The organism is Myxococcus sp. CA033, from assembly GCF_013336625.1.
GTDB lineage: Bacteria > Myxococcota > Myxococcia > Myxococcales > Myxococcaceae > Myxococcus > Myxococcus llanfairpwllgwyngyllgogerychwyrndrobwllllantysiliogogogochensis.
Window position 1 is genome coordinate 23,575 of record NZ_JABUMU010000037.1, and the last position, 25,923, is coordinate 49,497.

The following is a 25,923-nucleotide window of genomic DNA, read 5'->3' on the forward strand; positions in this document are numbered from 1 at the left end:
GAAATGAGCCTGGGCCACCCGCGCGCCTTCGCGCGCACAGCAAAGAGGTTGGTTCCATGGCTGAATCAGTTTTCGTGTACCTGAAGGCAAACGGGCAGGATATCGCGGGTGAGAGCACCCAGACGAGCCTCGGCCGCGAGGGCGCCATCGAGGCCATCTATTACGAGCAGAAGGTGTTCACCGCTCGTGAGGCGGGCTCGGGTCTGGCCGTGGGTCGCCGTCAGTACGAGGGCATCACCATCCGCAAGCGCATCGACAAGGCCTCGCCGCTGCTGATGAAGGCGCTGTGCGAGAACACCGTCATCGAGGCGACGTTCAAGTTCTTCCGCCCGAACCCCTCTGGCGACGGGACGACCGAGCAGTTCTACACGACGTCCATCAAGAAGGCGCGCATCAACAGCATCAAGCAGTTCGTGCCGGATGCGTTCGTGCCGACCAGCTCCAACAGCCCTCCGCTCGAGGAGCTGAACATCGTCTTCCACACCATCAACTGGACGTACAGCAACGGCGGCCAGACGCACGAGGACACCTGGGACACCCAGCGCTGATGCGTGCTCCTCCACCGGTCGTCCGTGGCGCAATCGACACGGGCGGCCGGGGGTGGCCTCAATAAAAGACACGCATGGGCTCCCGAGGTTTGTTGTCACGTATCGCCGAAGGCAATGGCGCGCTCGCCCCACCCGGCGACGTGGTGGAGTCCATCGCGGAGCACCTTCGCGCGTTGCTCAACACGCGCAAGGGTGAGTCCGTGGCCTCACCGGCCTTCGGCATCCTGGACTTGAACGACATCGTCCACACGTACCCATCGGCGGTGCCGCGAATGGCGCAGTCCATCCGCACGGCCATCCAGGACTTCGAGCCGAGACTGAAGAGCGTGGTGGTGAACCACTCGCCGGACCCGGATGATCCGACGGCGCTGCGGTTCGACATCACCGCGCAGCTGGCGACGCGCACGCGAAAAGGCACGGTGCGCTTCCACACGCAGATGAACCCGGGCGGGCGCGTGGACCTGTGGTGAACCGCGGGGTGTTGGGCGGAGGGCGAGGATGTTCAGCAAGTACTACCTGAGCGAGCTGACGTACCTGCGGGAGATGGGGCGGGCCTTCGGGCTGGCCAACCCGTCGCTGGCGGGCCTGCTGGTGGAGCGCGGCGCGGACCCGGACGTGGAGCGGCTGCTGGAGGGCTTCGCCTTCCTGACGGCGCGCATCCGCGAGCGCGTGGACGACGACGTGCCGGAGCTGGTGCATGGGCTGACGGAGCTCTTGCTGCCGCACTACCTGCGCCCCCTGCCCGCCGCGTCCATCGTCGAGTTCTCCCCGCACCTGCGCGCGCTGCGCGGCCGCTCGAAGCTGGCCGCCGGGGCGGAGGTCGCCTCGCAGCCCATCGACGGCACCCGCTGCGTCTTCCGCACCACGACGGACGTGGACCTGCTGCCGGTGCAGCTCACCGACGCGATGCTGGACCGCTCGTCGATTACCTCCCCCGTGCTGCGGCTGTCGTTCCAGACGACGGAGCAGGGCCGCGCCGAGGTCTTCCGCCAGCAGGGCCTGCGCCTGTTCATCCACGGAGAGCTGTCCGCCTCCGCCGTGGTGCTGCTGTGTCTCTTGCGCTACTGCGGACAGGTGCGGGTGCGCGGCGCGTCCTCACAGGGCGACGGAATCAAGCTGCCCGCGGGCTCCCTCCAAGCGGTGGGCTTCCAGCGCGACTTCCGCCTGCTGCCGTGGCCGCGAGCGAGCGAGGGCTACCGGCTGTTGCAGGAGTACCTGACGCTGCCGGAGAAGTTCCTGTTCTTCGACGTGAAGAACCTGGACGCGGCGGCGATGAGCGTCCGTGAGGACCGGTTCGAAATCGCCTTCCACCTGGAGCGGCCACCGCCCCTGGACGCGCGCATCCACCGGGAGATGTTCCGGCTGCACTGCGCTCCGGTGGTCAATCTCTTCAGCGCCCCGGCCAACCCCGTCCTCCACCACGCGCTGGACCGCGAACACCTGCTGCGCGCCGCGGACCTGCCACCCAACCACGCGGAGGTGTACTCCGTGGATTCGGTGACGGGCCTCCAGTCGGGCCGCAACGAGCGGCGCGGCTACCGGCCCTTCTTCGAGTTCAGCCATACGGCGGGCGGCGACGCGGAGCAGTCCTTCTACCGGCTGCGGCGCATGCACTCGCCGTTGGATGAAGGCATCGACATGTACATCACCCTGGAGACCCCGCGCGACGTGGCGCCGGTGCTCGGGGCCGAGGAGGCGCTCTCCATCGACCTGACGTGCACCAACCGCACGTTGCCGTCGCGCCTCCAAGTGGGTGACTTGACGGAGTCCACGTCCGCCAGCCCCACCCAGGCGAAGTTCAAGAACATCTCCCCGGTGAGCCGGCCCGCGCGCGCGCCGCTGGGCGCGGAGCTGCACTGGCGGCTGTTGTCCCATCTGGCCATCAACCAGCACTCGCTCGCGGACGCGGCGGCGCTGCGGCGGCTGATGGACCTGTACAACTTCCACTCGCTCACCGACAACCTGGCCGCGCGCGCCAGCCGCCTGCGCATCAACGCCATCCGCGCGGTGGAGACCAAACCCGTCACGCGCTTCCTGGAGGGCGCGCCGCTGCGAGGCCACCGCACCCGGGTGGACCTGGACGAGGAGAACTTCATGGGCGTGGGGGACTCGTTCCTCTTCGGCTGCGTGCTGGAGGAACTGCTCGCGTCCCACGTCACCATCAACTCCTTCAACGAGCTGAGCATCCGCCTCCACCCCTCGCAGACGGAGTACATGTGGCTTCCGAGGAACGGCTCTCAGACGCTCTTGTAGAAGAGGCCCGGAAGCTGGCCGAGGCGGCACCCCGGGTGGGCTTCTTCCCGCTGGTGGCCTACCTGGAGCGGCTCACCAAGGACGCGGTGCGCGTGGGCGGGCCCGGGCCCGTCAACGAGGAGATGATCCGCTTCCGACATGACCCGTCGCTCGGGTTCCCTTCCGGCGACGTCAGCGAGGTGACGCTGCGCTACGTGCCGGTGCGGCCGGAGGACCCGTCCTCACGCCGCCCCTTGTTCGAGGTGGTGACGCGCTTTCTGGGACTGACGGGCGCGGTGAGCCCCCTGCCCCACTACATCGCCGAGGAAGTCGCGCAGGAGGACCCGGACGCGCCCGTGCGGCGCGAGTTCCTGGACCTGTTCCACCACCGGCTCCTGTCCCTGCTGTATCGAATCGAGTCGAAGTACCGCATCACCAGCGAGACGGACACGTCCTTCACGGACCAGTGGTCCCGGCGGCTGCTCGCCCTGGGCGGCTTCGACACGTACGAGCAGCCCCGCAAGGGAGGCCTGCCGACCTGGCGCCTCCTGCGCATCGCCCCGCTGCTCGCCAGCCGCTCCCGCACGGCGGAGCAGTTGGAGGTCGCGCTCCAGGACGTGCTGAACGAGGACCTGGAGGGCGCGAAGGTGTCGGTGCGGCAGTTCGTGGGCCGCTGGGTGGACATCGACGCGCGGGTGCAGTTGGGGCGGGCCAACCATCAGCTCGGCCGCAACATGTTGCTGGGGGGCAAGGCGTTCGACCGGACGGGGAAGATTCAGCTGCACATCAGCCCGCTGCCGCCGCGCGCCTACAAGCGGCTGATGCCGGATGGGGACCTGCTACCGCTGGTGCGGGAGGTGGTGTCGCTCTTCGTCCGGGACCCGCTGGAGTATGATCTGGAGCTGGGTCTCACCGAAGGGGTGCGTCAGCAGTTCCGGCTGTCTCGCAAGGAGCCGAGCCAGCTCGGCCGCGACACCTGGCTGGGCTCCAGCCAGCAGACACACCTGAGTGTTCCCGTCGTGAGATGAGACGCTCCGGGATGGGCGGCCCCGGGGTGCGGGGATTTACGGCGTAACAGCCGCCCGGTATACCGTCGACCACCGTTGTCACAGCTTGGGGGCTCCCATTCGCGTCGATCCGAAAGCGCTTGTCCGTCGCCTGACGCCCACCTCCACCCGCCTGTTGGAAGCGGCGGTTGCTCGCGCGAGCGCGGGACGGTTCTACGAAATCGTCCCCGAGCACATGCTGGCGCAGATGCTGGAGCCCGAGGACTCGGACGTGGCGCGCCTGCTCCACCACTTCGGGGTGGACAAGCGGCACCTGGCCACCAGCATGGAGCGCGCCCTGCAGGGCCTGCGCGCCGGCAACGCGGGGCGGCCCGTCTTCTCCGAGACGCTCTTCCAGTGGTTCGAGGAGGCGTGGCTCCTGGCCTCGGTGGAGCACGGCGCGACGCGGCTGCGCTCGGGGCACCTGTTCGTCCAGTTCATCACCCGCCGCTCGCGCTACACCGCGGAAATCTTCCCCGAGCTGGACGCCATCTCCCGCGACGAGCTGCTGGGCTCGCTGGACGTGCTGCTGGAGCCCTCGCCGGAGAACGTGGAGGTCACCACGGCCGACGGCGCGGCGAGCGGCTCGGGTGGCGGCGCTGCGAGTGCGCCAGGAGGCCGGGGTGACGAGGCGCTCAAGCGCTTCGCGACGTCCTTCACCGGGCGGGTGCGCGAGGGGAAGATCGACCCCATCTTCGGCCGTCACCGCGAAATCCGGCAGATGGTCGACATCCTCTCCCGCCGCCGGAAGAACAACCCCATCCTGGTGGGCGAGCCGGGCGTGGGCAAGACGGCGCTCGTGGAGGGCATGGCCTGGGCGATTGTGCGGGGCGAGGTGCCGGAGGCGCTGCGCAACGTGGACCTGCTCGGCCTGGACCTGGGCCTGCTGCAAGCGGGCGCGGGTGTGCGCGGCGAGTTCGAGAACCGGCTCAAGGCCGTCATCGCCGAGGTGAAGGCATCCCCCACGCCCATCATCCTCTTCATCGACGAGGCGCACACCATCATCGGCGCGGGTGGCTCGCAGGGCGGCAGCGACGCGGCCAACCTGCTCAAGCCCGCGCTGGCGCGAGGCGAGTTGCGCACCATCGCCGCGACGACGTGGGCCGAGTACAAGAAGTACTTCGAGAAGGACGCGGCGCTGGAGCGGCGCTTCCAGCCGGTGAAGGTGGACGAGCCCAGCGAGGCGGACGCGGAGCTGATGCTGCGCGGCCTGCGCCCCACGTATGAGGCGTCCCACGGCGTCACCATCCGCGACGAGGCCGTCACCGCGGCCGTGCGACTGTCCAGCCGGTACATCTCCGGCCGGCAGCTCCCGGACAAGGCGGTGGACCTGCTCGACACGTCGGCTGCCCGCGTGAAGATCGAGCTGTCCACGCGGCCCGAGGAGCTGGTGGCGCTGGAGCAGGAGATCTCCGGCCTGGAGCGCGAGCGCGACGCGCTCAAGCGGGACTTGGCCGACGGTGAAGGTGGGGAGGACGCGCAGGAGGCACTGGCCGAAGCGGAGGCGAAGCTGCGCGCCACGCAGGACTCGCGGGCCTCGCTGCACGCGCGTTGGGAGACAGAGCGCGCGGCCGTCGTCGCGCTGATGGACGCTCGCAAGGCGCTGCGAGAGCCTGCCCCGGGTGCCGAGCCCGCGGCGCTCAAGGAAGCGGTGGACGCGGCGGCGAAGTCGCTCGCGGCGGCGCGCGGCGAGTTTCCGCTGGTGCACTCGGACGTGGACGCGGACATCGTCGCGCGCGTCGTCGCGGGTTGGACGGGCGTGCCGGTGGGGAAGATGCGCGGTGACATGTTGGAGGCCGTGCTGAACCTGGAGGACCGGCTGCGCACCCGCGTGCGTGGACAAGAAGCGGCGCTCAAGAAGGTGGGCGAAATCATCCGCATCTCCCAGGCGGGCATCCGCAACCCGGACGCGCCGATTGGCGTGATGCTCTTCGTGGGGCCCAGCGGCGTGGGCAAGACGGAGACGGCGCTGGCGCTGGCCGAGTCGCTCTACGGCGGCGAGCGCTTCATGACGACGCTCAACATGAGCGAGTTCCAGGAGAAGCACACGGTGAGCCGGCTCATCGGCTCGCCGCCGGGCTACGTGGGCTACGGCGAGGGCGGCCTGCTCACGGAAGCGGTGCGGCAGCGGCCCTACTCCGTCGTGCTGCTGGACGAGTGCGAGAAGGCCGACCTGGAGGTGATGAACCTCTTCTACCAGGTGTTCGACAAGGGGATGCTGACGGACGGAGAGGGCCGCGCGGTGGACTTCAAGAACACCGTCATCATCCTCACCAGCAACCTGGGCTCGGACCGGGTGATGAAGATGTTCGAGGACGGGCTGGAGCCCTCGTCGGAGCAGGTGCTCACGGCCATCCGCCCCACGCTGAGCCAGCACTTCAAGCCCGCGCTGCTGGCGCGCATGACGGTGGTGCCCTTCGGTCCGGTGCAGCGCGACGTCATGCGGCAGATCGCCGAGATGAAGCTGAACAAGCTGGTGGGCCGGCTGCGCGAGGCCCACGACGTGGAGACGACGCTGGCGCCGGAGCTGCTGGACGAGCTGGCGCGCCGGTGCACGGAGTCGGAGATGGGAGCGCGCAACATGGAGCAGATCCTCCAGGGCTCGCTGATGCCCGTGCTCTCCCGCGAATTGTTGCAGCACCTGGTGGGCGGCGCGGTGCCCCCCAAGCTGCACGTGGCCCTCACCGCGGAAGGCGACTGGGACCTCCGGTTCGCCGAGGCCTGAGAACCCATGAAACGAACGCTTCAGGTCTGCGGTGTCGCGCTGTCCCTCCTGGCCGGCTGCGCCAGCGTGCCCAAGCCGGCGATGTGCTTCGCCGAGGCGGGCCCCAACGCACGCTCGTTCCCCACGCCGGACACCTGGTTCGCCCTGCTCCTGCACGGCTATGACAAGGACGCCGGCACGGCTCCGCACCCCGCGGTGGACTGCGCGGGCGCGCCCGTGTGGTGGCAGGACCCGACCGCCGACGAGTGCGTGGAGGCCGGCCCCGACGCCCTGCCCCTTCCGCCGTCGCAGAAGCTCACCGAGGAGGACCTGGTGCTGGAGACGCTCCAGGCCGGCCAGCGGCTGGCGTGGGTGATTACGCGGCGCTTCACCAACGGCGAGGCCCTCGGGCCGGTGGCGCTGGTGGAGACGACGGAGCTGGGCTTCCGCGTGGAGGCGCTGGGCTCGCTGCGCTCCATGCCGAAGAACGCGAAGCTGCGGCTGGAGCGCGTGGGTGGCACGGATGTCCTCGTCGCGGAGGGCGACGCCTGCACCACGGACGGCACGGACGTGTGCCGCCGGCACGCGCGCATCATGCCGCTGCGGCGCAACCGCTTCTTCACGGAGTCGGTGTCCAACCCGGAGCGCACATGTCTGGGCGCGGCGTGGTTCCCGCTGTCGCGCGAGCTGACCTTCAAGCTGCCCAACAACCTCACCCGCAAGTTCGAGCTGACGTCATCGCTGTCCTTCAGCGAGGCGGGCATCGGCGTGCAGGAGCAGGTGCAGGTGAGCGACTCGGACCCGGCGCAGCCGGACGTGGGGCCGCGCATCTACCGCCGGGCCCAGGACACCCGGACGCTGGTGCTCGCGGACAACGCGCTGGTGAGCACCAAGGCGTCGCTGTGGTCTCGCATGGTGGAGCAGCAGGTGCGCATCGGCGCGAAGATCGAGCCGGAGAAGCCGCTGGTGCCCATGCCGCCGAAGAACAAGCCGGCGACGGCGGAAGCCGCGCCCGCGACGACGCCCCCCGGGGACGCGAGCAAGCCCGTGGCTCCGCCCGCGAAGACGCCTCCGGCCGCGGCGAAGAGCGGCGGCCCGTAAAGAGCGAACAGCGCGTCGCGCGTCCTCATTCCGCCCCGGAACCCTTCGTTTTTTCGAGGGTCCTCCGGGGCTTTTCCTATTGGCGCCGAAACTCCCGGGCCTGCAGATAGGAGATAGGCCCATGGTGGGCCAGAAGGAGCCGAGGATGCGAATCGAAATCCGAGCCCGACACTTCACCCTCACCGACACCCTGCGTCACCACGTGGAGCGCCGCGCGCGCTTCGCGATGGGGAGACTGTCCGACAGGGTCCGTGAGGTCATGGTGCGCTTGGAGGACATCAACGGCCCACGCGGCGGCGTGGACAAGGTGGCCAAGGTGACGGTCCAGCTCGAACAGGGCGGGCAGCTCGCGGCGGAGGCCGTGGACGCGAGCTTCGCCGGGGCGGTGGACCGGGCCCTGGAGCGCGCGGGCCACGCGGTGGGCAAGTCCCTGGGACGCACCCACCGGAGCGATGGGGAGAGCGTGAGGACCGCGCCCTGGGAACCCGAGGAGCTGCCAAGTCCCTCCTGACGTGAGCTGAGCCGCGTCAGGGTCCTTCCACCCGGAGGGGCCCTGACGGTGGCAGGATGATTCGGTGCCGCGTGAGCCCTGGCGCTCGCGCGGCACGGTGTGTGTGGAGGTCTTGGATGCAAAGCAGGTCCGGAGCACTGGCCAACGTGCGTGCCGCCTGGGCGCGAGCGCGTCAGCGCTGGTGGGTGCGGTGGGGCGTGGACCTGGTGTTGCTCGCGCTCGTCTTCGTGGCGGTGGCCGCCTGGCAGACGCGACACCTTCCAGGCTCGGGCGCTCCAGCGCCGGACTTCACGCTGCGCACGCTCGAAGGCGAGACGGTGTCGCTTCAGTCGCTGCGCGGCAAACCCGTGGTGCTCGCCTTCTGGGCGCCCTGGTGCGGCGTGTGCGGCGCGGAGTCCTCCAACCTCTCGCAACTGCGGCGGCTCGCGGGAGACTCGGCGCACGTGGTGTCCGTGGCGCTGGCGTACGAAGACGAAGAGGCCGTGCGACGCTTCACCCGAGAGCACGCGGTGGACTACCCGGTACTGCTCGGCGACGACTCGCTTCAGCAGGCATGGCGGGTGAACATGTTCCCCACGGTGTTCTTCCTCTCGCCCGAAGGGCGCATCGAGCGCTCCGTGGTGGGCTACACCACCCTGGCGGGGCTGTCCTGGCGGTGGATGCTGTAGCCCTGTCGAGCCCGGCGAGACATTTCGCGTGAGGCATCGACGTATCAGCCAATAAACAACCGGCACCGTGGGGCCTTTGTCGGCCTCGTCAACATTGGCCTATGAGCGCCAGTGTCCCCGACCCCCGGTGCCTCGTCATGAAGACTCGTTTCACCGAACGCTTCGAGCTGAAGTATCCCATCGTCTGCGCGCCCATGGCCCTGGTGGCCGGCGGGCTCCTGGCGGGAGCCGTCAGTCGTGCCGGTGCGATGGGCCTGATTGGCGGGGGCTACGGCGACGCCGATTGGATTGCCAGGGAACATGCCCTCGCCGGTGACGCTGTCGTGGGCGGCGGCCTCATCACCTGGTCGCTCGACAAGAATCCCCAGGTCCTCGATGCGGCGCTCTCCCACAAGCCGCGCGCCTTCATGCTGTCTTTTGGAGATCCCCGTCCCTACGCCGCGAAAATCAAGGCGTCGGGTGCGGCGCTGATTTGCCAGATTCAGCGACTCGCCCAGTTGGACCTCGCCCTGGAGGCGGGTGCGGACATCATCGTCGCGCAGAGCAGCGAGGCGGGCGGCCATGGCATGACCAACCGGGCCACCATCACCCTGGTCCCCGAGGTCGCCGACATCCTCGCCGCGCGCTCACCGGACACGCTCCTGCTCGCGGCCGGAGGCATCGCCGATGGGCGGGGGCTGGCGGCGGCGCTCGCGCTGGGCGCGGACGGCGCGCTGGTGGGCTCCCGGCTGTGGGCCAGCCGCGAGTCGCTGGGGAACAGCGCCTCCAAGGAGATGGCCGTTCGTTTGACAGGAGACCAGACGGACCGCTCCATCGTGTTCGATATCCTACGCGGGTTGCACTGGCCACCGGATTACACTTTCCGTGCCCTCCAGAACACGATGACGGAGCGCTGGTCCGGTCGCGAGGAGGAGCTGCTGGCCGTCGTTGACGAGGAGCGCGCGAAGTTCCAGGCCGCGCTGGCCGCGGGCGATTACAGCATCGCACACACCCCCGTCGGACAGGCCGCGGGCTTGATTCGAGACATTCCCACCGCGGCGCAGATACTTGAGCAGATGGACAGACAGGCCGGTGACGTACTTCTGCGGCTGAGTCTACGGACCTAGCTTCCGCGCGCGCATGAACGGGACTCGTGACGAGGACCGGGCGCGCTCGGAGGCTTCATGAATCGCGCGGCGAAGTGGGCGATCGGTCTGGGTCTTGCGGGGGGCGCGGCCCTCGCGTTGGCGGTTCGACGGGACCGCCCCGCGGGCGAAATCGAGGCACGACGCGCACGCAAGCCGTCGAAGTTCATCGACGTCGACGGCCTGCGGACGCACTACCGGGACCAGGGCACCGGCCCGGTCCTCGTGCTGCTCCACGGTTCCAACGCATCGCTGCACACCTGGGAAGGCTGGATGGACGCGCTGACGCGCGAGTACCGGGTCATCACCATGGACCTGCCGGGGCAGGGCCTCACCGGGCCGGACCCCCAGAATCGCTACAGTCCGCTGGAGGAGGTCGCCTGGCTGGACGCCTTCGTGTCGGCCCTGGGGCTCAAGCGCTTCACGCTGGGCGGAAACTCCATGGGGGGCGGCCTCGCCTGGCGCTACACCGTGGTCCATCCGGAGAAGGTGGAGCGGCTCATCCTGGTGGACGCCTTCGGCCTGCGGCGCGACGAGCCGATACCGTTCTCCCTGCGGCTCTACGAGACGCCCGTGCTCAGCCGCGTGGTCCGCTGGACGACCCCGCGCTTCATGGTGAAGCGCACCGTGAAGGGCACGTATGGCGACCCCCGGCGGGTGACACCGGAGACCGTGGACCTCTACGTGGACATGCTCCTGCGCGAGGGCAATCGCGAGGCCACCCGGCAGCGCTTCGCCCAGAAGGACGGGGACCCGTCACTCGAGGCGCGGCTGTCGGAGATAAAGGTCCCCACGCTCATCCTCTGGGGCAGCCGCGACGAGTGGATCCTCCCCAAGTACGCGCGGCAGTTCCAGTCGCGCATCCCCCAGTCCCGTCTGGTGATGATGGAAGGACTGGGGCATGTGCCCATGGAGGAAGACCCCATCCAGACGGTGGCCGTCGTCCGGGACTTCCTCCAGCAGACGTCGCCCCGGCTGGCCCACGAGCCCGCGACACGGCTCCAGCCCGCACAGCAGGGCTAGGGCCGTAAGCGCGCTAGCGACCCAGCGGGCCGGCGATGAACCGCGCGACGGCCCGCACCTGCTTGCGGTTGCGCTTGTTGTCGATGGTCCGGGTGAGGTCGAGAGGCACCTTGCTCAAGGTCTTCAAGGAATCGCTCGCCGCCTTGCCGGAGTTCTTCATCAAGTCTCGCAGGGCGCCGTCCTTCTTCTTCTCGGCCGAGGCCTTCTGCTCCCGACGATAGGTCTTCAGCCCGTCGGAGACGGACGCGGACAGGTGCTCCATCGCACGACTCGCGTTGTCGTGCGCCTTGTCCAGGTTCTTCAACCCCTTGCTCGTCTTGCGCTTCTTCTTCTTGCCCTGCGAACGGGTGCGTTCAATCACCACCTCGGTCGCGACCATCTGTCCACCGTTGCCATCCACCCTGACGGCCGTCTCGGTGGTCACTTCCTTGCCTGGAATGCTCATGACTTTCGCTCCTCGAGTCCACTGCGTGGGTTCAGGGCATGAAGGGGGGCATGAACGGCAGCGACAGCCCACCCCGCTTCTTCTTCTTGGCCTGCTTCCGGTAGATGAGGACGACGGGGACCAACTGCTTGCCAAAGGCCTCTTCGCCCAGCCTGTCCCGGACTTCGTTCAGGGCCTCGCCCACTTCGAGCATCAGCGCGCCTCGGCCTCGCTTGAGGTCCTTGAGCTTCTTGTTCCGCTGCTTGCCCATGTCGATGACGACGGGAATGGAGCTGATGCCGTTCGGGGATTCAATTGTCATATCAGTATTCTCCCTTCATGTTGTCCGGGCCCTGCCGCCCACGTGCGGGCCAGTCAGAGCGCGGTGCGTGAGCCCGCTTCTCGGTCCTTATCCGAGAGCCTGAAGCTGATGCCTCGCAGCGTCACCGCCAAGGCAAGCAGCACCGCGCCCAGGAACAGGGGACTGAGCAGCGTCTGGCTCCAGGCCTGGCCAGACAACACCTCCGTGGCGAACGCCTCGCCCGCACCCTGCCCTCGCCGGGTGATTCCCACCACCGCCGCCCCCACGCGAACCGTCAGCGCCCCCAGCAACAGCCAGCTCCCCGCCCGCAGCGCCTGCGACAGGGCGAAAGAGACGGTCCGCTCCGTCACCGCGAACCGATAGGTTGAGGAGTCGAGGAAGCGCTGGACTCGATAGAAGCCGGCCACAGCCGCTTCGTAGAACTGTTCGTAGCGAATGAACGAGCGGTCCTCGGACAGACTGTCCAGTTTCCGGTTCAATCGCTCTCGCATCCGTCGGCCGAGCTGCACCTCGTACCGGCGGTACTCCCGATAATGGTCTATGCGGGGTTCCAACCGGGCCGCCAGGCTGTCGGAGAGCATGGTGGAGCGAATCATCCGCAAGGTGTTGAGGTTCATCGGGACCCTGTACTCCTGGGCCAGCTTGAAGAACCCTATCCAGAGGTTGGCGGAGGTGCGCTCCCACCAGCGCGAGGTGCGACTCTTGTTCGCATAGAGGTCCTGCCAGAAGATGCCCTCCAGCTTGCGGGAGAACTCCTCCACGTCCACCGCGGGCAGGGGTTCAAGCAGCGCGAGCACCGCGGACACCATCCGCCCCACGTCCTCGTTCGCCTGCGCGTCCGCGATTTCGCGCCACACCCGGCGCTCCCTCGCCGTGAAGGCACCGCAGGACCCAAAGTCGATGAGCACCAGCCGGCTGTCCGGTTGAACCATCACGTTCGCCGGGTGCAGGTCCGCGTGGAAGAAGAGCCCTTCCTGGGCGCAGAGGCGGGCAATCTTGAGCAGCCTGCGGGCCACCTTGCGGGGCACGATGCCCAGCGTGGCGAGCGACGACAGCCCCGGCTCATCCTTGCGCTCGGCCGCGGAGATGAGGTCCTTGAGCCAGATGCCGGAGACGAACTCGGTGACCAGCACCTCGTGGTTGGACAGCTCGCCATACACGCGCGGCGAGCGCACGAAGCGCTGGCCCAGCTTGTCCATCCGGTCCTGGAAGAGCTCCGTGTAGCGGGCCTCCCGGACGAAATCGAGCTCCTCGTAGAGCATGGTGCTCAGCTCGTGGAGCAACTGGCGCGAGTAGCCGGGAGGAACGAACCACAGCTCCGCGAGCCCGAGAATCCACCCCAGCGCGCGCATGTCCGCGGCGAAGAGCGAGCCGACCCCGGGCCGGCGGACCTTCACCGCCACCTCCTCCCCGCCATGCAACACCGCGCGGTAGACACAGGCGACGGAGCCGGAGCCCACGGGCGCCGCGCTCAACTCGGAGAACACCTCTGCTATCGGCCGCTGGAGGGACCGCTCGACGATTTCGCGCACCTGGGAGAAGGGAATGGGCGGCGCGGCGTCGAGCATCTTCTCCAGCTCCTGCGCCACCGGATACGGGAGCAGGTCCACGCGGATGGCCATCTGCTGGCCCAGCTTGATCCACGTCCCCCCCGCTCGCTCAATCAGGCGCCGCAGGTGCTGGCCTCGCGACTGGATGGAGTCTCGCCGCCGGAGCACGTCCGCGCCGATTCTCACCAGCAACCACAGGGCCCCGAAAATCCAGACGCCCAATTGGAGCAGTGTCTTGCCAATGCTGGCGCGGTACTGCTCCGCCTCGCGCTGGTGGGGCGTGGGCGGGGCCTCCCAGGACCGCGCCCGGAGCTGCTGCCCCAACGCCTTGGCCGCCTCGATTCTCGAGTCCTGCGCCTCGCGCTTGCGCCAGCGGTCGACCGCCGAGGACACCCGCTGCTCGCGCGCCACGGGGGTGCGCGCCGGTGAGGAGGGGGCCGCCTCCTTCACCGGCCGCGCCGGCTCCACCTTCTCTGGGACGGCGCGGAGCGAGCTCACTGGGCGGCGCCGCGCAGTTGATGGACGATGGTCTCCAGGCTCGCCGGGGAGTGGAAGGTCTCCGCGGTGAGGAGCGCGTCCGGGAAGGAAATCTCGAACGCTCCCTCGAGCGCGAGCATCAGATTGATGGCGTTCATCGAGTCCAGCCCCATCTCGTTGCAGGGGCGCGCCATCTCCACCGGCTCGTCGGGCGCCACGCGGGGAAGGAACTCGCGAAGCACCTCGATGAGCCTGGTCCTCACCTCGTCCGTATTCATCGTGTCTCCTCCGACGAAAGCGACCCTTGGATGGGCAAGCGCGTGTGGGGCTCGTGTCCCCAGCGCAGCCGGTGCACCGCGATGACCTCCCCGTCCCGGTGGGCCAGCTCCAACGGCGGCGGCCGGCTCAGGAACCCCGTGAGGCTCGCGGTCGCCCCATAGGCTCCAACGTTGGGGATGAACACCCTGTCTCCCACCCGGAGCGGCGGCAGCTTGAGATTGCGTGCGAAGCAATCCAGCGGCGTGCACAGCGGCCCCACCACGTTGACCTCCTCCAGCACTCCGGGCTCCACCTCCCCGCCCGCCCGCGCGACGCCGATGCCGACCAGCGGCACCCGCCCCAGACCCGACATGCCGCCCAGGTGGTGGATGCCACTGTCGAGGACGACGTACTGCTTACCCTTCGAGCGCTTCACGTCCATCACCGTCGACCAGAGCGTGCCCGAGGAGCCGCAGAGGCGACGCCCCGACTCGAACCACAGCGAAGCGGACGCGGTCCTCCGTCGCTCCGCGGCCAGTTGCGCGAGCGGCTCGCGCAGGGGCGCCAGTTCCGGTCCGACACCGGGCGTGGCGAAGGGCCAGGGGAATCCGCCTCCCAGGTCCATCACCTGGAAGGGGAGCTCGAACGCACTGGAGAGCGACTCCCCCACCTCCAGCGCCACCCGCAGCGCGGAGAGCAGCGCGGGAATATCCGCGAGCTGGGTGCCCTGGTAGATGTGCAACCCCATCAGCTCGACGGCACCGAGCGCGGCCACGCGTGCGCGGCCCTCGCGCCACTCCGCCTCGTCGAGACCGAACTGGCTGCTCACGCCACTCATCGCCAGCCGGGCCACGGGAGGCGCATCCGGGTTGACGCGCAGGAGGACTCGCGCCCGAAGCCGAGCGGCTCGCGCGGCCCGGTCGATGCGCTCCAGGTCCGTCCACGACTCGGCGGAGAAGCGCGTCACGCCAGCGCCGAGCGCCCCACGCACCTCGTCGGCGCTCTTGCCCGGGCCGGAGTAGAGCACCCGCTCCGGAGCGAAGCCCGCGGCCACCGCCACCGCCAGCTCTCCAGGCGACGACACCTCCGCATCGCAGCCGAGCCGGCAGAGCGCCTCCGCCATCGCCGGAAGCGGGTTGGCCTTGAGCGAGAACAACACCCGGCTGCCCTCTGGCAGGACGGACATGAGCTCGCGCGTGCGCCGCTCCACGTCCCCCAGGTCGTAGACGTAGAGGGGCGAGCCGTACATCTCCAACCATGCCGCGGCCCGAGCCGCCAGGTGCGGACTCATCGGCGCGCTCATGGCTGTCCTCCCGCCGTCAGCAGACTCGCGAGGGCCGCCCGGTCCAGCTTGCCGTTGGCCGTCCTCGGCAGCTCTGGCACCCAGTGCACCTGGTCCGGAACCTTGTAGGGCTCCAGGCGACTGGCGAGCGCATCGAGCAGCCCGGCCTCGCGCGGCGGCGGCGCGCCTGGGAGGGAGGTGACGAAGAGGTGCAACCGGTCGACCTGCGCCTCTTGCACCACGCCCGCCTCCGCGACACCGGGCAGCCCGCAGGCCACCTCTTCGATTTCGAGCGGGTGCATCCGGAAGCCCCGGCGCTTGAGGAGGAAGTCCCGGCGCCCGACGAACTGGAGGAAGCCCTCCGCGTCCATCCGGAACAGGTCACCGGAGAACAGCACGCGGCCCAGCCCGCGCGGGTGCACGCGATAGCGCAGCGCGGTCTCCTCCGGCGCCCGCCAGTACCCGAGCGCGACGTGGCGCCCCTGGATGACCAGCTCCCCCACTTCGCCTGGCGGAAGCACATGGCCCTGCTCGTCCAGAATCATCGCCTCCGTGCCGGGCAGCGCGCGCCCCACCGAGCCCGGGTGTGCCTCCAACTCCTCGGGCAGGAGGATGGAGACGCGCTTGCACTCGGTCAGTCCATACATGGGGAACACGGAGACACCCGGCAACTGGCGCCGCAGCTGCTCCACGTGGCTGGCCGGCAGATGCGCGCCCGTGTTGGTGAGCGCCCTCAAGCGGAGCGCGCCCGCCCCACTCCGGCCGAGCAGCTTGAGCAACGCGGCGAACAGCGTGGGCACGCCGGGAAGCACGGTGACCCGCTGTCGCTCCAGCGTGGTGACCAGCGCCGGCCCGGCCAGCTCCGCGCTCCCGACGAACACGCCCGCCCCCACCTGCGCGGCGAGGAACACCTGATACAGGCCGTAGTCGAACGAGAGCGGCAGGAAGACGCCCACCACGTCCTCGGCGCGGTACTGGAGCCGCTCCTGGATGGCGGCCACCACGAAGAGGATGTTGTCGTGGCTGAGCGTCACGCCGCGCGGCGCTCCCGTGGAGCCGGACGTGTAGATGAGACAGACCGGATCCACGTCCACACCCGAGAAGGGCGGACACTCCGCGGGCTCGCTGTCCAGGATGCGCGACAGCCGCATTCCCGAGGCCGGCTCCGCGCCCTCCCCCACCCAGACGATGGGCACGTCGGCGAAGGCAGGCGCGAGGTGCGCGGTGGACTCGTCCAGGAAGGCCACGGTGGGCGTCACCTGCTCCAGAATCCTCCGCAGGCCCGGCTCGCGAATCGCGCCATGCAGCACCGCGAAGATGCCGCCCAGCCGCGCCGTCGCGAACGCGGCCAGGGCCGCCTCCGCGCGGTTGCGGGTGAGGATGACGGCCCTGTCTCCCCGCCGGAAACCCTGGCGTGAAAGCCAGCCCCCCAGACGCCGGGTGGCCGTGGCGAGCTGGGCATAGGTGAGCGAGGCCCGGTCGTCGGACAAGAACAGCCGGTCCCCATGATGGCGCTCGGCTTCTTCCAGCAAACCGCAGAGGTGATGGGGCGACATGCGTGTCTCTCCCAGACAGGTCAGGACAGCCGGTCGTCGGTGAAGATTTCCTTCTTCACCATGAACCTCGTTGTCTTCGAGAGGATGCGCTCGTTGAAGGCCACGCGCTCGGGATGGGCCAGCAGCTCGTTGCGAAGCTTCAGCGGCTCGGGCAGCCCCACGTCCTTGTAGATGTCCGGGTTGTAGAGCTTCTGCATCGACGTGAGCATGAAGCGCTTGAGCGCGCGCTCCACGTCCCGCAGTCGCTCTACGCCGTGCTTCGCCCGCAGCCCCTGGTGGAGCCGCTCGATGTTCAACCGCCCGTAGCTGATGTGGCGTGTCTCATCCGAGTGGTGCAGCCGGTTGATTTCACGCACGAAGGGCGGCAGACGCATGTCCTTCGCCATGTGGCTGTTGTAGCCGTCGACAATCTCCTCGAACACCAGCACCGTGGCGAAGGCCAGGAACTCCTTGATGTCCGTCTCGGGGAAGGTGTCGTAACGGATGCGGCGGTCCTTGTATATCTTTCCGCCGTACGTCAGGCAGAACCGCGAGAAGTACCACATGTGCTCATTCTCCTCGAGCACCAGGTGGTGGAGGTATTCGGAGGACACCTCGTAGCCGGGGGTGTGGATGCGACTGATCATCTCCGTGAGCAGCTCGCGGATGCCCGTCACGTTCAGGCTGAAGAAGTTGATGCACTCCCACTTGCTGAGCCGCAGGAGCTGCTCCTGCGTCAGCTTCTGGGCCCAGGGCGTGCCATGGACGGAGAGCAGCTCCGGGCTCATCCAGGGCTGGTCCTCGGGGAGGGACTTCTCCCAGACGAGCTCCCGAAAGGGATTGGAGGTGTCCGCGTTGGAGAGGTGAATCAGCCGCTCCAGGGTGCGCGCGAAACCATCCCCGGAAGGCTCCACGGGAAGCGCCCCGGAGGGCGCGTGCTGGGCGAAGTCCTCAATCATGGTGGCCATCCCTTCGTCATAGAAATGGGAGAAGTGGTCCGCGGTCGGCTGGAGCACTGTCTTCGCGCCGACGAGCCGGGAGGCCAGGAGCGCCACCTGGTCCGGGTGCGAGATGGCATCCGCTCCACCTCCGAAGACGAGCACGGGCTGCTTCACGGAGGACGTCCAGGCGTCCTCCCGCTCGCGGAAGAGCGCGCAGACCATGTTCGCGTATCGGAAGAGACTGGACGGCGTGCGGAACGGCACGCTGGTCATGTAGAGCAGGTGGGGGTCCGTGGAGGTGAGGACGCTGGCCACCACCTTCCGGTCCTCGCTGTTCGACGCCTCGGCTCCGGGGCTGCCTCCGAAAATCAGCTTGCAGTAGCGCTCCGCCACCCGGGGGTTGGCGGCAATCTGGGGGAAGAGCTGGCGGAGGTTCTTCTCGAAGGACGTCATCGGGTGGTCCGCGGTCGCCGCCAGCGACACCGTCCCGTTGAGCAGCACGCCGCTCGCGAACCGCTCGGGGTGTTCGGCCAGCGCGCGCAGCGCCACCTGCGCGCCACTGCTCCAGCCCACCACCGTCTCCACCCGGGAGATTCCCAGCCGGTCGAGCACGGCGATCAGGTCCGCCACATGGACGCTGGAGTCACACTGAGAGGGATTGAAGTCCGGCGTCGGCGTGGGCAGCCAGCGGGTGTTCCACGTCACCACCCGCCAGTTCTGGGCCAGCCGCTGCGCGAGCGGAGCCAGGAACTCCTCGGGCATCGCGTAGGCGTTGCAGAGGACCAGCACCGGGCGCGCGGGGTCCCCCCGGGTGAAGGCACACACCTCCGCCCCATCCGGGGCGCGAACCTGCACGGGGGTGAACACCAGCCCTTCGCGCTCGCGCGCCAGCTCCGCGAGATAGCTCGAAAGGTAGACATCCAGGTCCGCGAGGGAGAGCGGCGGGTGCGGAGGGAGCGCGCGGGCGAACCGCTTCGGGTTCAGGCCGTAGCTTGCGTAGAAGGCGCCGCGCAAATCGAACAGCTGTTCAATCGGGGACGCTTCCGTCTCACGGTGCGTGGTGAAGCTGAGGATGGGCAGCCGGAGCGCATGGGACATCCGGTCCACCATCCCCGTGGCCGGAAGCTCCACGGGCCCCACCAGGTGATGCACCGGCCCGCCCTCGAACCGGGTGGCGCTCAGCCGGAGCATGTCCAGCACCACGTGGTCCACGGGCACCATGTTGACGCCCGCGCCCTCGTGACCCAGCAGCCGCAGCGGGTCCGTGACTTGCGCCAGCTCCCGGCGCAGCCGGTACAGCTCCCGCACGAAGCCATAGATTCCGAACCGCGTCCCCCCGCTGCGTCGGCTCGCGCTGGGGCCGATGATGACCGAGGGACGGACGATGCTGTAGGCGCGACCGGCCTCCTCACAGGCACGAGAGACCTCGCGCTCCGCCTGCGCCTTGCTCTCCTCGTAGTAGTTGTTGAAGTCCGCGGCACCGCCCGTGGGTTCCGGATGCAGCGCTTCGGGAATCACTCCGCGCCGGGTGCCCGCCGTGTAGGCGGTGGAGACATAGACAAACCTCTCGGCCCCTACCTTCCGCGCGACCTCCAGGATGTTTCTCGTCCCGATGCAATTGTGTGCATGGATTTTGTCCCGGTGGCGATTCTCATACGCGAGGCTGGCCGCGGAATGCCACACCTCCTCCAGCCGCGCCTCTTCCAGTCGCCCCAGGTCCTCGGGTGAGAGGCCACAGAGCGGGAGGGTGATGTCGCCGACGAGGCAGACGACATTCTTTTCGACGGCCTCCAATGGAACGGGGACGTCATACGAGGCCGCGGCCTCCGCGAGAGATTCCAGGAGTCTCTCGCGCGCATGCTCCGGCGACGTGCCACGCACCAGGACGAAGAGCCGTCCCCCTGCCCTCAGTCGCCAGAGGAGGAAGTGGCTTCCCAGGAACCCCGTGCCCCCGGTGAGGAGAAGCCGGGTGGGACGAAGCTCTCGTCCGTCATACTCCAGGGGATTCGCATATGTCGCACCCATGGGCCGCTCCGCTGGGTAGGGCTGCAAATGCAGCCAACCTTATGCGGGGCATATCGCGACCTGTCAACACGATTACGGATTGTCTCGTATGACATTGATTGCATCGCAAGGCGATTGAACCATACGATTCTCGACAGAGTCCCGGGAGGGGACGACGCCCCCGGGACCCACGCCTCATGTATGCGTTACCAGACGTTCACAGGCAAGGTGCGGTGCGGCAGAACGCCGTTGCCCAGCTGGCCATGGAGGTTGAGGCCCCAGCCCCACAGCGTCCGGTCATCGCGAATGGCCAGCGAGTGCTGGTCGCCCGCCATGACAGACAGCACGCCCGTGAGGCCCGGCACGACCACCGGCAGGTTCCGCGCGGCATTGCTCCCATCGCCGAGCTGCCCCGCGCTGTTGGCGCCCCACGAGCGCACCGTGCCATCCGCCATCAAAGCCAGTACATGTTGGGCTCCCGCCGTCACGGAGGCGACTCGGGTCAACCCGAGCACCTGCGTGGGCACCAGGCGGTTGAGATTGCCGCCATCCCCCAACTGCCCCGCGCTGTTCTGCCCCCACGTCCACACCGTCCCGTCTGACTTCAACGCCACGGAGAAGGAATCCCCGGTGTCGATGGCGAGCACATTCGACAGGCCACCCACAGGCACGGGAGCTTGACGGCTCGTGAGGGTCCCGTCTCCGAGCTGCCCCTGGGTGTTGAAGCCCCAGCTCCAGACGGTTCCGTCTGCCTTGAGCGCGAGGGCGTGATTGCGCCGGGCGGAGATGGCCACGACGCCGGAGAGGTTGGCCACCATCACTGGTGAGTACCGCGTGTTCGTGGCAGTGCCGTCACCGAGCTGGCCCTGCCAGTTCTCGCCCCAGGCCCAGACGGTGCCGTCCGCCCGAAGCGCGAACGAGTGCCAATCACCGGCGGCGACGGCCACCGCGTTGGTCAGCGTCGGCACCCATGCGGGCGACAGGAACACCGGCGCGCTGTTCTGCCCCTGCCCCAGTTGTCCCGACGTGTTGTAGCCCCAGGCCCAGACGATGCCGCCCGCGCGGAGCGCCAATGCATGATTGGGACCGGCATCCAGGCTCAGCACATTCGAAAGGCCGCTGGCGGAGACGGGGGTTCGCCGCACCACCGTGCTGCCATCCCCCAGCACACCGTTCGACGAATTGGTCCCCCAGCTCCACACCGTGCCGTCTCCCCGTACCGCCAGCGAGTAGGACAAGCTCGCGCTGGTGGCTCGCGCCCCGGAGAACAAGGTCTTCGTCGGCGCCAGCGACATGGCGGAGACGCCGTCACCCACCTGCCCCGAGGTGCCCGAGCCCCAGGCCCACAAGGTGTTGTCGTCCCGGGCCGCGAGGAGGTGAGCATCCCCCGCGGCGAGCGACATCACATTCACCAGACCCACGACACGTCCCGCCGCCAGGCGTTGGTTCGTGGTGCCATCCCCCAACTGCCCCGAAGAATTGAAACCCCAGGTCCACACGGTGCCATCCGACTTCAGCGCCGCGGAATAGGAGCTTCCCGCGCGGATGGCGGAGACATCCGTGAGGCCGAGGACCCGCGTGGCCACCAGTCGCTGCGTGGTGGAGCCGTCTCCGAGCTGCCCCGTGTAGTTGTAGCCCCATGCCCAGACGGTGCCATCCATTCGCAAGGCCATGGAGTGGAGGTACTTCGAGGAGAGGGACACCACGCCCGTCAAGCCCGGTACGGCCACGGGAAGAAGCCGCTGGGTCGTCGTGCCATCCCCCAACTGTCCAAACCCGTTGCTACCCCATGCCCACACCGTTCCGTCCCGCTTCAGCGCCAGGGAGTGGGAGTTGCCGCCCACCACCTCCACCATGGCGGTGAGTCCGGGGACCTGGGCGGGCACTCCACGAGAAGTGGTGCCGCCGTCTCCCAACTGCCCTGATTGATTGGAGCCCCAGGACCACACCGTCCCATCCGCTTTCACGACGAGCGCATGGTTGTCGCCCGCCGAGACGCTCACGACATCGTTCAACCCCGCGACCTGCTCGGGGACACTTCGCGCGGTGGTCGTCCCATTCCCAAGCTGACCGCTGGCGTTTTCGCCCCACGTCCAGACGGTGCCATCGGTCTTCAAGGCCAGGGAGAAACCGCGCCCCGCCGCGAGCGCCAGGACGTCCACGCCAAGTCCCACCACCTGCACCGGAGCGGCCCGATGCGTCGTCGAACCGTCACCCAGTTGTCCGAAGTTGTTGGAGCCCCAGGCCCACACCGAGCCGTCTGGCTTCATCGCCAACGAGTGATTCGTTCCAGCCGCGGTCTCCACGCGCACGGACATGGCGGCCGCTCGCGTGGGCTCCGTCCTGAGCAGCCGGGTGCCATCCCCCACCTGCCCGTCCGCGTTGTTTCCCCAGGACCAGACCTCGCCCCCGGCCCTCATCGCGACCGAGTGCTGTCCTCCGCCCGCCGCGACGCCCAGCACGCCCGTGGTGACTTGCACGGGCACGGGAGAGGGACGCTGCGTCGTCGTGCCATCGCCCAGCTGACCGCGCGCATTGCCGCCCCAGCCCCACACCGTGCCGTCCGACTTCAGCACCAGCGAGTGCTGTCCCCCACCCGCCACCGCCGTCACGTTCGACATCCCCAGGGCCTGCACGGGAGCGGAGCGCCCCGTCGTCGTCCCATCTCCGAGCTGGCCGAAGGCGTTCTGCCCCCACGCCCACACCGTTCCATCGACCTTCAACGCCATCGAGTGCGAGCCGCCGCCCACGATTGCCACCACCGTCGCCAGGCCCGGCACCAGGCCCGGGACGATTCGCTGCGTGACGCCACCGTCACCGAGTTGCCCATCCGCGTTCGCACCCCACGTCCACGCCGTGCCGTCCGCCTTGAGCGCCAGCGAGTGTGAGTTGCCCGCGCCGATTTCGGACACGCCCAGCAGGCCGGGAACAGCTACGGGAAGAAGCCGCTGCGTGGTGGTGCCGTCACCGAGCTGGCCGGTCGCATTGTTGCCCCAGGCCCACACCGTGCCGTCCGCCTTCAGCGCCAGCGAGTGCGAGAAGCCCGCGACAATCCGCACCACGTCCGTGAGCCCGGGGACGCGCACAGGCGACAGGCGCATCGCGGTGTCACCAAGCCCCAGCTGTCCCCGCTCGTTGTTCCCCCAGGCCCACACCGTGCCGTCCGCCTTCAGCGCCAGCGAGTGCAGGTCTCCCGCGGAGACGATGCTCACCGACGACAGCCCCCAGACCCGCACGGGCGTTCCATGGGTCCGCGTGGTGCCATCTCCCAGTTGTCCGAACGTATTCGCGCCCCAGCTCCACGCCGTTCCATCCGGCCGCAGCACCAGCGAGTGGAGCCGACCCGCCGAGACGGTTTGATTTCTCGGAAGCCCCTCGGCGGCCTTCACCGCCCCTACTTCGGGCGAGGAAGGCTCCCGTGAAACAGGCTCCGTACAGCCCAGGGCCCACGGCCCGCACAACAACAACAGACACGCCCAGGCCGCCGGGCCACGCGACATCTTCTCTTCACGTCTCATCGGTTCCCTCCCCAGCACCGTGCGAACACTCCAGTGAGGCGAGCGCCTCGCACGGAAGTCAAATTATTCAAACTAAGCATGAATAAGTCTGGAAAAGGAAACCCATCCCGGAAACCGAGGCGGGTCTTTCGGAACATCGCCCGGTACTTGGATGAGGGTGCCCGGAACCCGGTACGGCATGGGACCGCGTCCTCTCGCTGGCCCAGGACGCCGCACCCCTGCCCCGCATCAGCCCAACGGGGACCTCTTCACCTGTCTGATACTTTCGTCACACAGTAGCACTTAGGGGTGGAGCCGGACTCGCGCTCCACCCCTCGGTCATTGGCTACAGGCGCACCAGCTCCACGTCATCCATGTGGATGAAGTTGGCGCCGTTGCCCGTGGTCGCCCGGGTGTGGAACCCCAGCTCCAGGTAGCCGCCGGTGACGGAGATGGCGGGAGACTCCACCAGCGTCCACGCGCCATACGTCCCCAGCTCCGTGAAGGCCGGTGCGCAGGAGCCGCACGTCTTCGCCTGGATGCGCGCCAGCTCGAACGAGCCCCCCTTGCGAACCCACGCACGGACCTTGTAGTTGCCCGACGCCAGCCCCGACACGGCCTGAAAGGTCCACACCTCGAAGGGCGTCGCGTTGGTCCAGTGCGACAGGTGGTAACTGCCCGAGTGGCCGCCGTTGTACGTCTCGCTGAAGTCCGCCGCCTCGGTGCCGTTGGGGCTCCAGGTCGACCAGCCACTCATGTCCGCCTCGAAGCCCGGATTGGCCAACGAGACGCCACTGGAGCTGCCCGCCTGGTACCAGCGCACCCACTCCACCTCCATCGTCTTGCGCTGCCCCAGCGGCAGGTCGACGGCGGCGGGCGAGGTGTTGTTGTACCAGTTCCCACCCAGGGCCAGGTTCAGCAGGATGTAGTGGCTCTGCTGGAACGCCGGGTCATTGTGGAAGAAGTCCGCGTTCGCCCGGACCTGGTTGTCCAGCTTGAACACCATGCGGTCCGCGGCCCACTCCACCTCGTAGATGTGGAAGGCATCCGCCAGGCTGTAGCCCCGGTTGGCTCCCGAGCCCCAGTGCTGCACACCGTTGGACGAGTGCGTGGCGACCTTCATCCACGACGGCTCGTTGGAGTGCCACTCCAGGATGTCGATTTCGCCGCTCGCCGGCCAGCCGACGTTGGAGATGTTCGCCCCCAGCGTCCAGAACGCCGGCCACATGCCGTACCCGGACGGCACCTTGATGCTGGCGACGAGCTTGCCGTAGCGCCGCTCCACCTTGCCCTTGGTGTGGATGCGCCCCGAATAGAACGAGCGCGGCCCATACCCCGCGCAGCGCGAGTCATACGGCCCATCCGTCGTCCGCTCGGCGGTGAGGATGAGCTTGCCCCCGCTCACCGTGACGTTCTGCGCGCGCGGGAACTCCAGCTCCCCCGTGCCGAAGTTGCAGTTGTTGGTGACGGGGTCGTGGTTGCTCGTCAGCACGTTCCAGTTCGCCGCGTTCAAACCCGTGCCGCCGAAGTCGTCCTGCCACACCATGTTCCAACCCGCCCCCGGGTCGTACGCCTGCTCCTTCTGCGCCTGGCTCGCCAGCGGCACCGCCTCGGGCTCCACCGCCACCTCACTGCCACAGCCGCCCAGCACCAGCCCCGCCGCCACCAGCCACGTCTCGGTCCGTCCTGCCATGCGTACCTCCCGGAATGGGTTAGACCTCCATTTCGAGAAATAACAGCATTTCAAACTTCCTTGCAGGTTCGTCGTGGCCTGCTGGCGCCCTCCTGTCCGGCCGACGCTCGGTGGTGTGAGTGGGGGCAATGCCTAGCTTCTGACACATCCATCCAGTGGCACCCGAGAGATGCGGGAGTGGGGGAAGTCATGAGCAGCGCGGCGGCAATGTTCCGTGAAGTCACCACGCCCTGGGGGCATCGGAGCTGGCGGTTCAAGCTGGCCCGGGCCGCGCGCGGCTACCTCCACAGGCCCCGGCTGCGCATCCCCTCCGGAGCCACGGACGTGGAGTCAGCGACGCGGCGGGTGCTGCTCTACTTCATGCTGCCGGCGTGGCTGGTGCCGGGCGTGGTGGACTGGGTGTGGCACAAGCGCACGGATATCGAACACACCAGTGGCGCGGGCGAGTCACTCATCCACTGCCTGATGATGACCGAGGTGGGCGTACCGGTGATGATGGGGCTGTTGATGGAGATCAACCCGCTCACCCTCTCCGTCATGCTGGGACACTCGCTGGCGCACGAGGCGACGGCCTTCGCGGATGTGGCCTATGCCATCAACCACCAGCGGGACGTGGAGCCGCGCGAGCAGCACACGCACAGCTTCCTGGAGGTGCTGCCCTTCATGGCCGTGTCCTCCATCGTCTGCCTGCACTGGGACCAGTTCCTGGCCATCTGGGGCATCGGCGGTCGCAAGGGACGGTGGCGCTTCGCGCTGAAGAAGCAGCGGCTCCCCGCGGGCTACCTGCGCAACATCCTGCTCGGCATCGGCGCCACCATCGTGCTGCCGTACGCGAACGAGCTGTGGCGCTGCATCCGCGCCCAGCGCCGGGGTGAGGCGCTGCCTCCCTGGAAGGTCGCGCCCCACGAGCCGGTGGTGATTCCCGAAGCGCTGGCGGCGCACAGCCCTCATGCGCCGTCGGTCATCGAAGCGCACTGAAGGCG

The 25,923-nt window shown here is 68.5% G+C and carries 20 protein-coding genes; 11 read left to right on the top strand and 9 right to left on the bottom strand.

What is annotated here, in order from left to right; translation table 11 throughout:
- Positions 1-56: 56 nt before the first annotated feature.
- The 10 genes from tssD (at position 57) to HUA78_RS43935 (ending at position 10,957) form a co-directional block, all read left to right on the top strand.
- Entirely contained in the window at positions 57-548 is a 492-nt protein-coding gene (gene tssD / locus HUA78_RS43890) for a type VI secretion system tube protein TssD (RefSeq protein ID WP_141647907.1), read from the top strand.
- A 74-nt stretch (positions 549-622) separates the two neighbouring features.
- Entirely contained in the window at positions 623-1,018 is a 396-nt protein-coding gene (tssE, locus tag HUA78_RS43895; protein ID WP_141647908.1) for a type VI secretion system baseplate subunit TssE, read from the top strand.
- A gap of 28 nt (positions 1,019-1,046) precedes the next feature.
- Positions 1,047-2,801, top strand: coding sequence for a type VI secretion system baseplate subunit TssF (gene tssF, locus HUA78_RS43900; RefSeq protein ID WP_174458797.1), 1,755 nt, complete (start codon positions 1,047-1,049; stop codon positions 2,799-2,801).
- Entirely contained in the window at positions 2,765-3,808 is a 1,044-nt protein-coding gene (tssG, locus tag HUA78_RS43905; RefSeq protein WP_174458798.1) for a type VI secretion system baseplate subunit TssG, read from the top strand. The genes tssF and tssG overlap by 37 nt, the downstream gene beginning before the upstream one ends.
- Before the next feature lie 85 nt (positions 3,809-3,893).
- The gene (gene tssH, locus HUA78_RS43910) at positions 3,894-6,551 is read left to right on the top strand and encodes a type VI secretion system ATPase TssH (protein ID WP_174478918.1); all 2,658 of its coding nucleotides are present in this window, start codon (positions 3,894-3,896) and stop codon (positions 6,549-6,551) included.
- A 6-nt stretch (positions 6,552-6,557) separates the two neighbouring features.
- On the top strand, positions 6,558-7,631 hold the full coding sequence (locus HUA78_RS43915; protein WP_174458800.1) for a hypothetical protein: 1,074 nt from the start codon (positions 6,558-6,560) through the stop codon (positions 7,629-7,631).
- Positions 7,632-7,752: 121 nt separating this feature from the next.
- Positions 7,753-8,142 carry an HPF/RaiA family ribosome-associated protein gene (locus HUA78_RS43920; protein WP_254614770.1) on the top strand — a complete coding sequence of 130 codons (390 nt, stop codon included), beginning with the start codon at positions 7,753-7,755 and terminating at the stop codon, positions 8,140-8,142.
- Positions 8,143-8,258: 116 nt separating this feature from the next.
- Positions 8,259-8,810 carry a TlpA disulfide reductase family protein gene (locus HUA78_RS43925; protein WP_174458801.1) on the top strand — a complete coding sequence of 184 codons (552 nt, stop codon included), beginning with the start codon at positions 8,259-8,261 and terminating at the stop codon, positions 8,808-8,810.
- Between the two features lie 137 nt (positions 8,811-8,947).
- Positions 8,948-9,916 (top strand): nitronate monooxygenase family protein, encoded by a 969-nt coding sequence (locus tag HUA78_RS43930; RefSeq protein ID WP_217441895.1) that lies wholly within the window; start codon positions 8,948-8,950, stop codon positions 9,914-9,916.
- Positions 9,917-9,973: 57 nt separating this feature from the next.
- The gene (locus tag HUA78_RS43935; RefSeq protein WP_141647914.1) at positions 9,974-10,957 is read left to right on the top strand and encodes an alpha/beta fold hydrolase; all 984 of its coding nucleotides are present in this window, start codon (positions 9,974-9,976) and stop codon (positions 10,955-10,957) included.
- Positions 10,958-10,970: 13 nt separating this feature from the next.
- Here the strand turns inward: HUA78_RS43935 and HUA78_RS43940 are convergent, their stop codons facing one another.
- The 9 genes from HUA78_RS43940 to HUA78_RS43980 all read right to left on the bottom strand — a co-directional run bounded on the left by HUA78_RS43940 (position 10,971) and on the right by HUA78_RS43980 (position 24,940).
- Positions 10,971-11,402: a hypothetical protein gene (locus HUA78_RS43940; protein ID WP_141647915.1), complete on the bottom strand. Its 432-nt coding sequence runs from the start codon at positions 11,400-11,402 to the stop codon at positions 10,971-10,973.
- 31 nt (positions 11,403-11,433) lie between these two features.
- Positions 11,434-11,703 carry a hypothetical protein gene (locus tag HUA78_RS43945; RefSeq protein WP_174463757.1) on the bottom strand — a complete coding sequence of 90 codons (270 nt, stop codon included), beginning with the start codon at positions 11,701-11,703 and terminating at the stop codon, positions 11,434-11,436.
- A 53-nt stretch (positions 11,704-11,756) separates the two neighbouring features.
- Positions 11,757-13,751: an AarF/ABC1/UbiB kinase family protein gene (locus tag HUA78_RS43950; RefSeq protein WP_174463758.1), complete on the bottom strand. Its 1,995-nt coding sequence runs from the start codon at positions 13,749-13,751 to the stop codon at positions 11,757-11,759.
- Positions 13,748-14,008 carry a phosphopantetheine-binding protein gene (locus tag HUA78_RS43955; RefSeq protein ID WP_121763088.1) on the bottom strand — a complete coding sequence of 87 codons (261 nt, stop codon included), beginning with the start codon at positions 14,006-14,008 and terminating at the stop codon, positions 13,748-13,750. Before HUA78_RS43955 ends, HUA78_RS43950 begins: the two co-directional genes overlap by 4 nt.
- A complete protein-coding gene (locus HUA78_RS43960) occupies positions 14,005-15,291 on the bottom strand; it encodes a type III PLP-dependent enzyme (protein WP_174463759.1) in 1,287 nt (428 codons plus the stop codon). The genes HUA78_RS43955 and HUA78_RS43960 overlap by 4 nt, the downstream gene beginning before the upstream one ends.
- Positions 15,288-16,826: a class I adenylate-forming enzyme family protein gene (locus HUA78_RS43965; protein ID WP_174478919.1), complete on the bottom strand. Its 1,539-nt coding sequence runs from the start codon at positions 16,824-16,826 to the stop codon at positions 15,288-15,290. Before HUA78_RS43965 ends, HUA78_RS43960 begins: the two co-directional genes overlap by 4 nt.
- A gap of 20 nt (positions 16,827-16,846) precedes the next feature.
- Entirely contained in the window at positions 16,847-19,771 is a 2,925-nt protein-coding gene (locus HUA78_RS43970) for an alpha/beta fold hydrolase (protein WP_174463761.1), read from the bottom strand.
- Positions 19,772-19,956: 185 nt separating this feature from the next.
- Entirely contained in the window at positions 19,957-23,268 is a 3,312-nt protein-coding gene (locus HUA78_RS43975; RefSeq protein WP_254624229.1) for an RCC1 repeat-containing protein, read from the bottom strand.
- 325 nt (positions 23,269-23,593) lie between these two features.
- On the bottom strand, positions 23,594-24,940 hold the full coding sequence (locus HUA78_RS43980) for a family 16 glycosylhydrolase (RefSeq protein ID WP_174478920.1): 1,347 nt from the start codon (positions 24,938-24,940) through the stop codon (positions 23,594-23,596).
- A gap of 189 nt (positions 24,941-25,129) precedes the next feature.
- Between HUA78_RS43980 and HUA78_RS43985 the strand changes: the two genes are divergently transcribed.
- Positions 25,130-25,918, top strand: coding sequence for a hypothetical protein (locus tag HUA78_RS43985; protein WP_174478921.1), 789 nt, complete (start codon positions 25,130-25,132; stop codon positions 25,916-25,918).
- Positions 25,919-25,923 lie beyond the last annotated feature (5 nt).

Excerpts from the sequence above, each read along its gene's own strand:
- HUA78_RS43935 (WP_141647914.1), top strand. The coding sequence starts at position 9,974 with ATGAATCGCGCGGCGAAGTGGGCGATCGGTCTGGGTCTTGCGGGGGGC.
- tssE (WP_141647908.1), top strand. The coding sequence starts at position 623 with ATGGGCTCCCGAGGTTTGTTGTCACGTATCGCCGAAGGCAATGGCGCG.
- HUA78_RS43970 (WP_174463761.1), bottom strand. The coding sequence starts at position 19,771 with ATGGGTGCGACATATGCGAATCCCCTGGAGTATGACGGACGAGAGCTT.
- HUA78_RS43955 (WP_121763088.1), bottom strand. The coding sequence starts at position 14,008 with ATGAATACGGACGAGGTGAGGACCAGGCTCATCGAGGTGCTTCGCGAG.
- HUA78_RS43915 (WP_174458800.1), top strand. The coding sequence starts at position 6,558 with ATGAAACGAACGCTTCAGGTCTGCGGTGTCGCGCTGTCCCTCCTGGCC.
- HUA78_RS43940 (WP_141647915.1), bottom strand. The coding sequence starts at position 11,402 with ATGAGCATTCCAGGCAAGGAAGTGACCACCGAGACGGCCGTCAGGGTG.
- HUA78_RS43960 (WP_174463759.1), bottom strand. The coding sequence starts at position 15,291 with ATGAGCGCGCCGATGAGTCCGCACCTGGCGGCTCGGGCCGCGGCATGG.
- HUA78_RS43925 (WP_174458801.1), top strand. The coding sequence starts at position 8,259 with ATGCAAAGCAGGTCCGGAGCACTGGCCAACGTGCGTGCCGCCTGGGCG.
- HUA78_RS43930 (WP_217441895.1), top strand. The coding sequence starts at position 8,948 with ATGAAGACTCGTTTCACCGAACGCTTCGAGCTGAAGTATCCCATCGTC.
- HUA78_RS43975 (WP_254624229.1), bottom strand. The coding sequence starts at position 23,268 with ATGAGACGTGAAGAGAAGATGTCGCGTGGCCCGGCGGCCTGGGCGTGT.
- tssD (WP_141647907.1), top strand. The coding sequence starts at position 57 with ATGGCTGAATCAGTTTTCGTGTACCTGAAGGCAAACGGGCAGGATATC.
- HUA78_RS43980 (WP_174478920.1), bottom strand. The coding sequence starts at position 24,940 with ATGGCAGGACGGACCGAGACGTGGCTGGTGGCGGCGGGGCTGGTGCTG.
- HUA78_RS43985 (WP_174478921.1), top strand. The coding sequence starts at position 25,130 with ATGAGCAGCGCGGCGGCAATGTTCCGTGAAGTCACCACGCCCTGGGGG.
- tssF (WP_174458797.1), top strand. The coding sequence starts at position 1,047 with ATGTTCAGCAAGTACTACCTGAGCGAGCTGACGTACCTGCGGGAGATG.
- HUA78_RS43965 (WP_174478919.1), bottom strand. The coding sequence starts at position 16,826 with ATGTCGCCCCATCACCTCTGCGGTTTGCTGGAAGAAGCCGAGCGCCAT.
- HUA78_RS43920 (WP_254614770.1), top strand. The coding sequence starts at position 7,753 with ATGGTGGGCCAGAAGGAGCCGAGGATGCGAATCGAAATCCGAGCCCGA.
- HUA78_RS43945 (WP_174463757.1), bottom strand. The coding sequence starts at position 11,703 with ATGACAATTGAATCCCCGAACGGCATCAGCTCCATTCCCGTCGTCATC.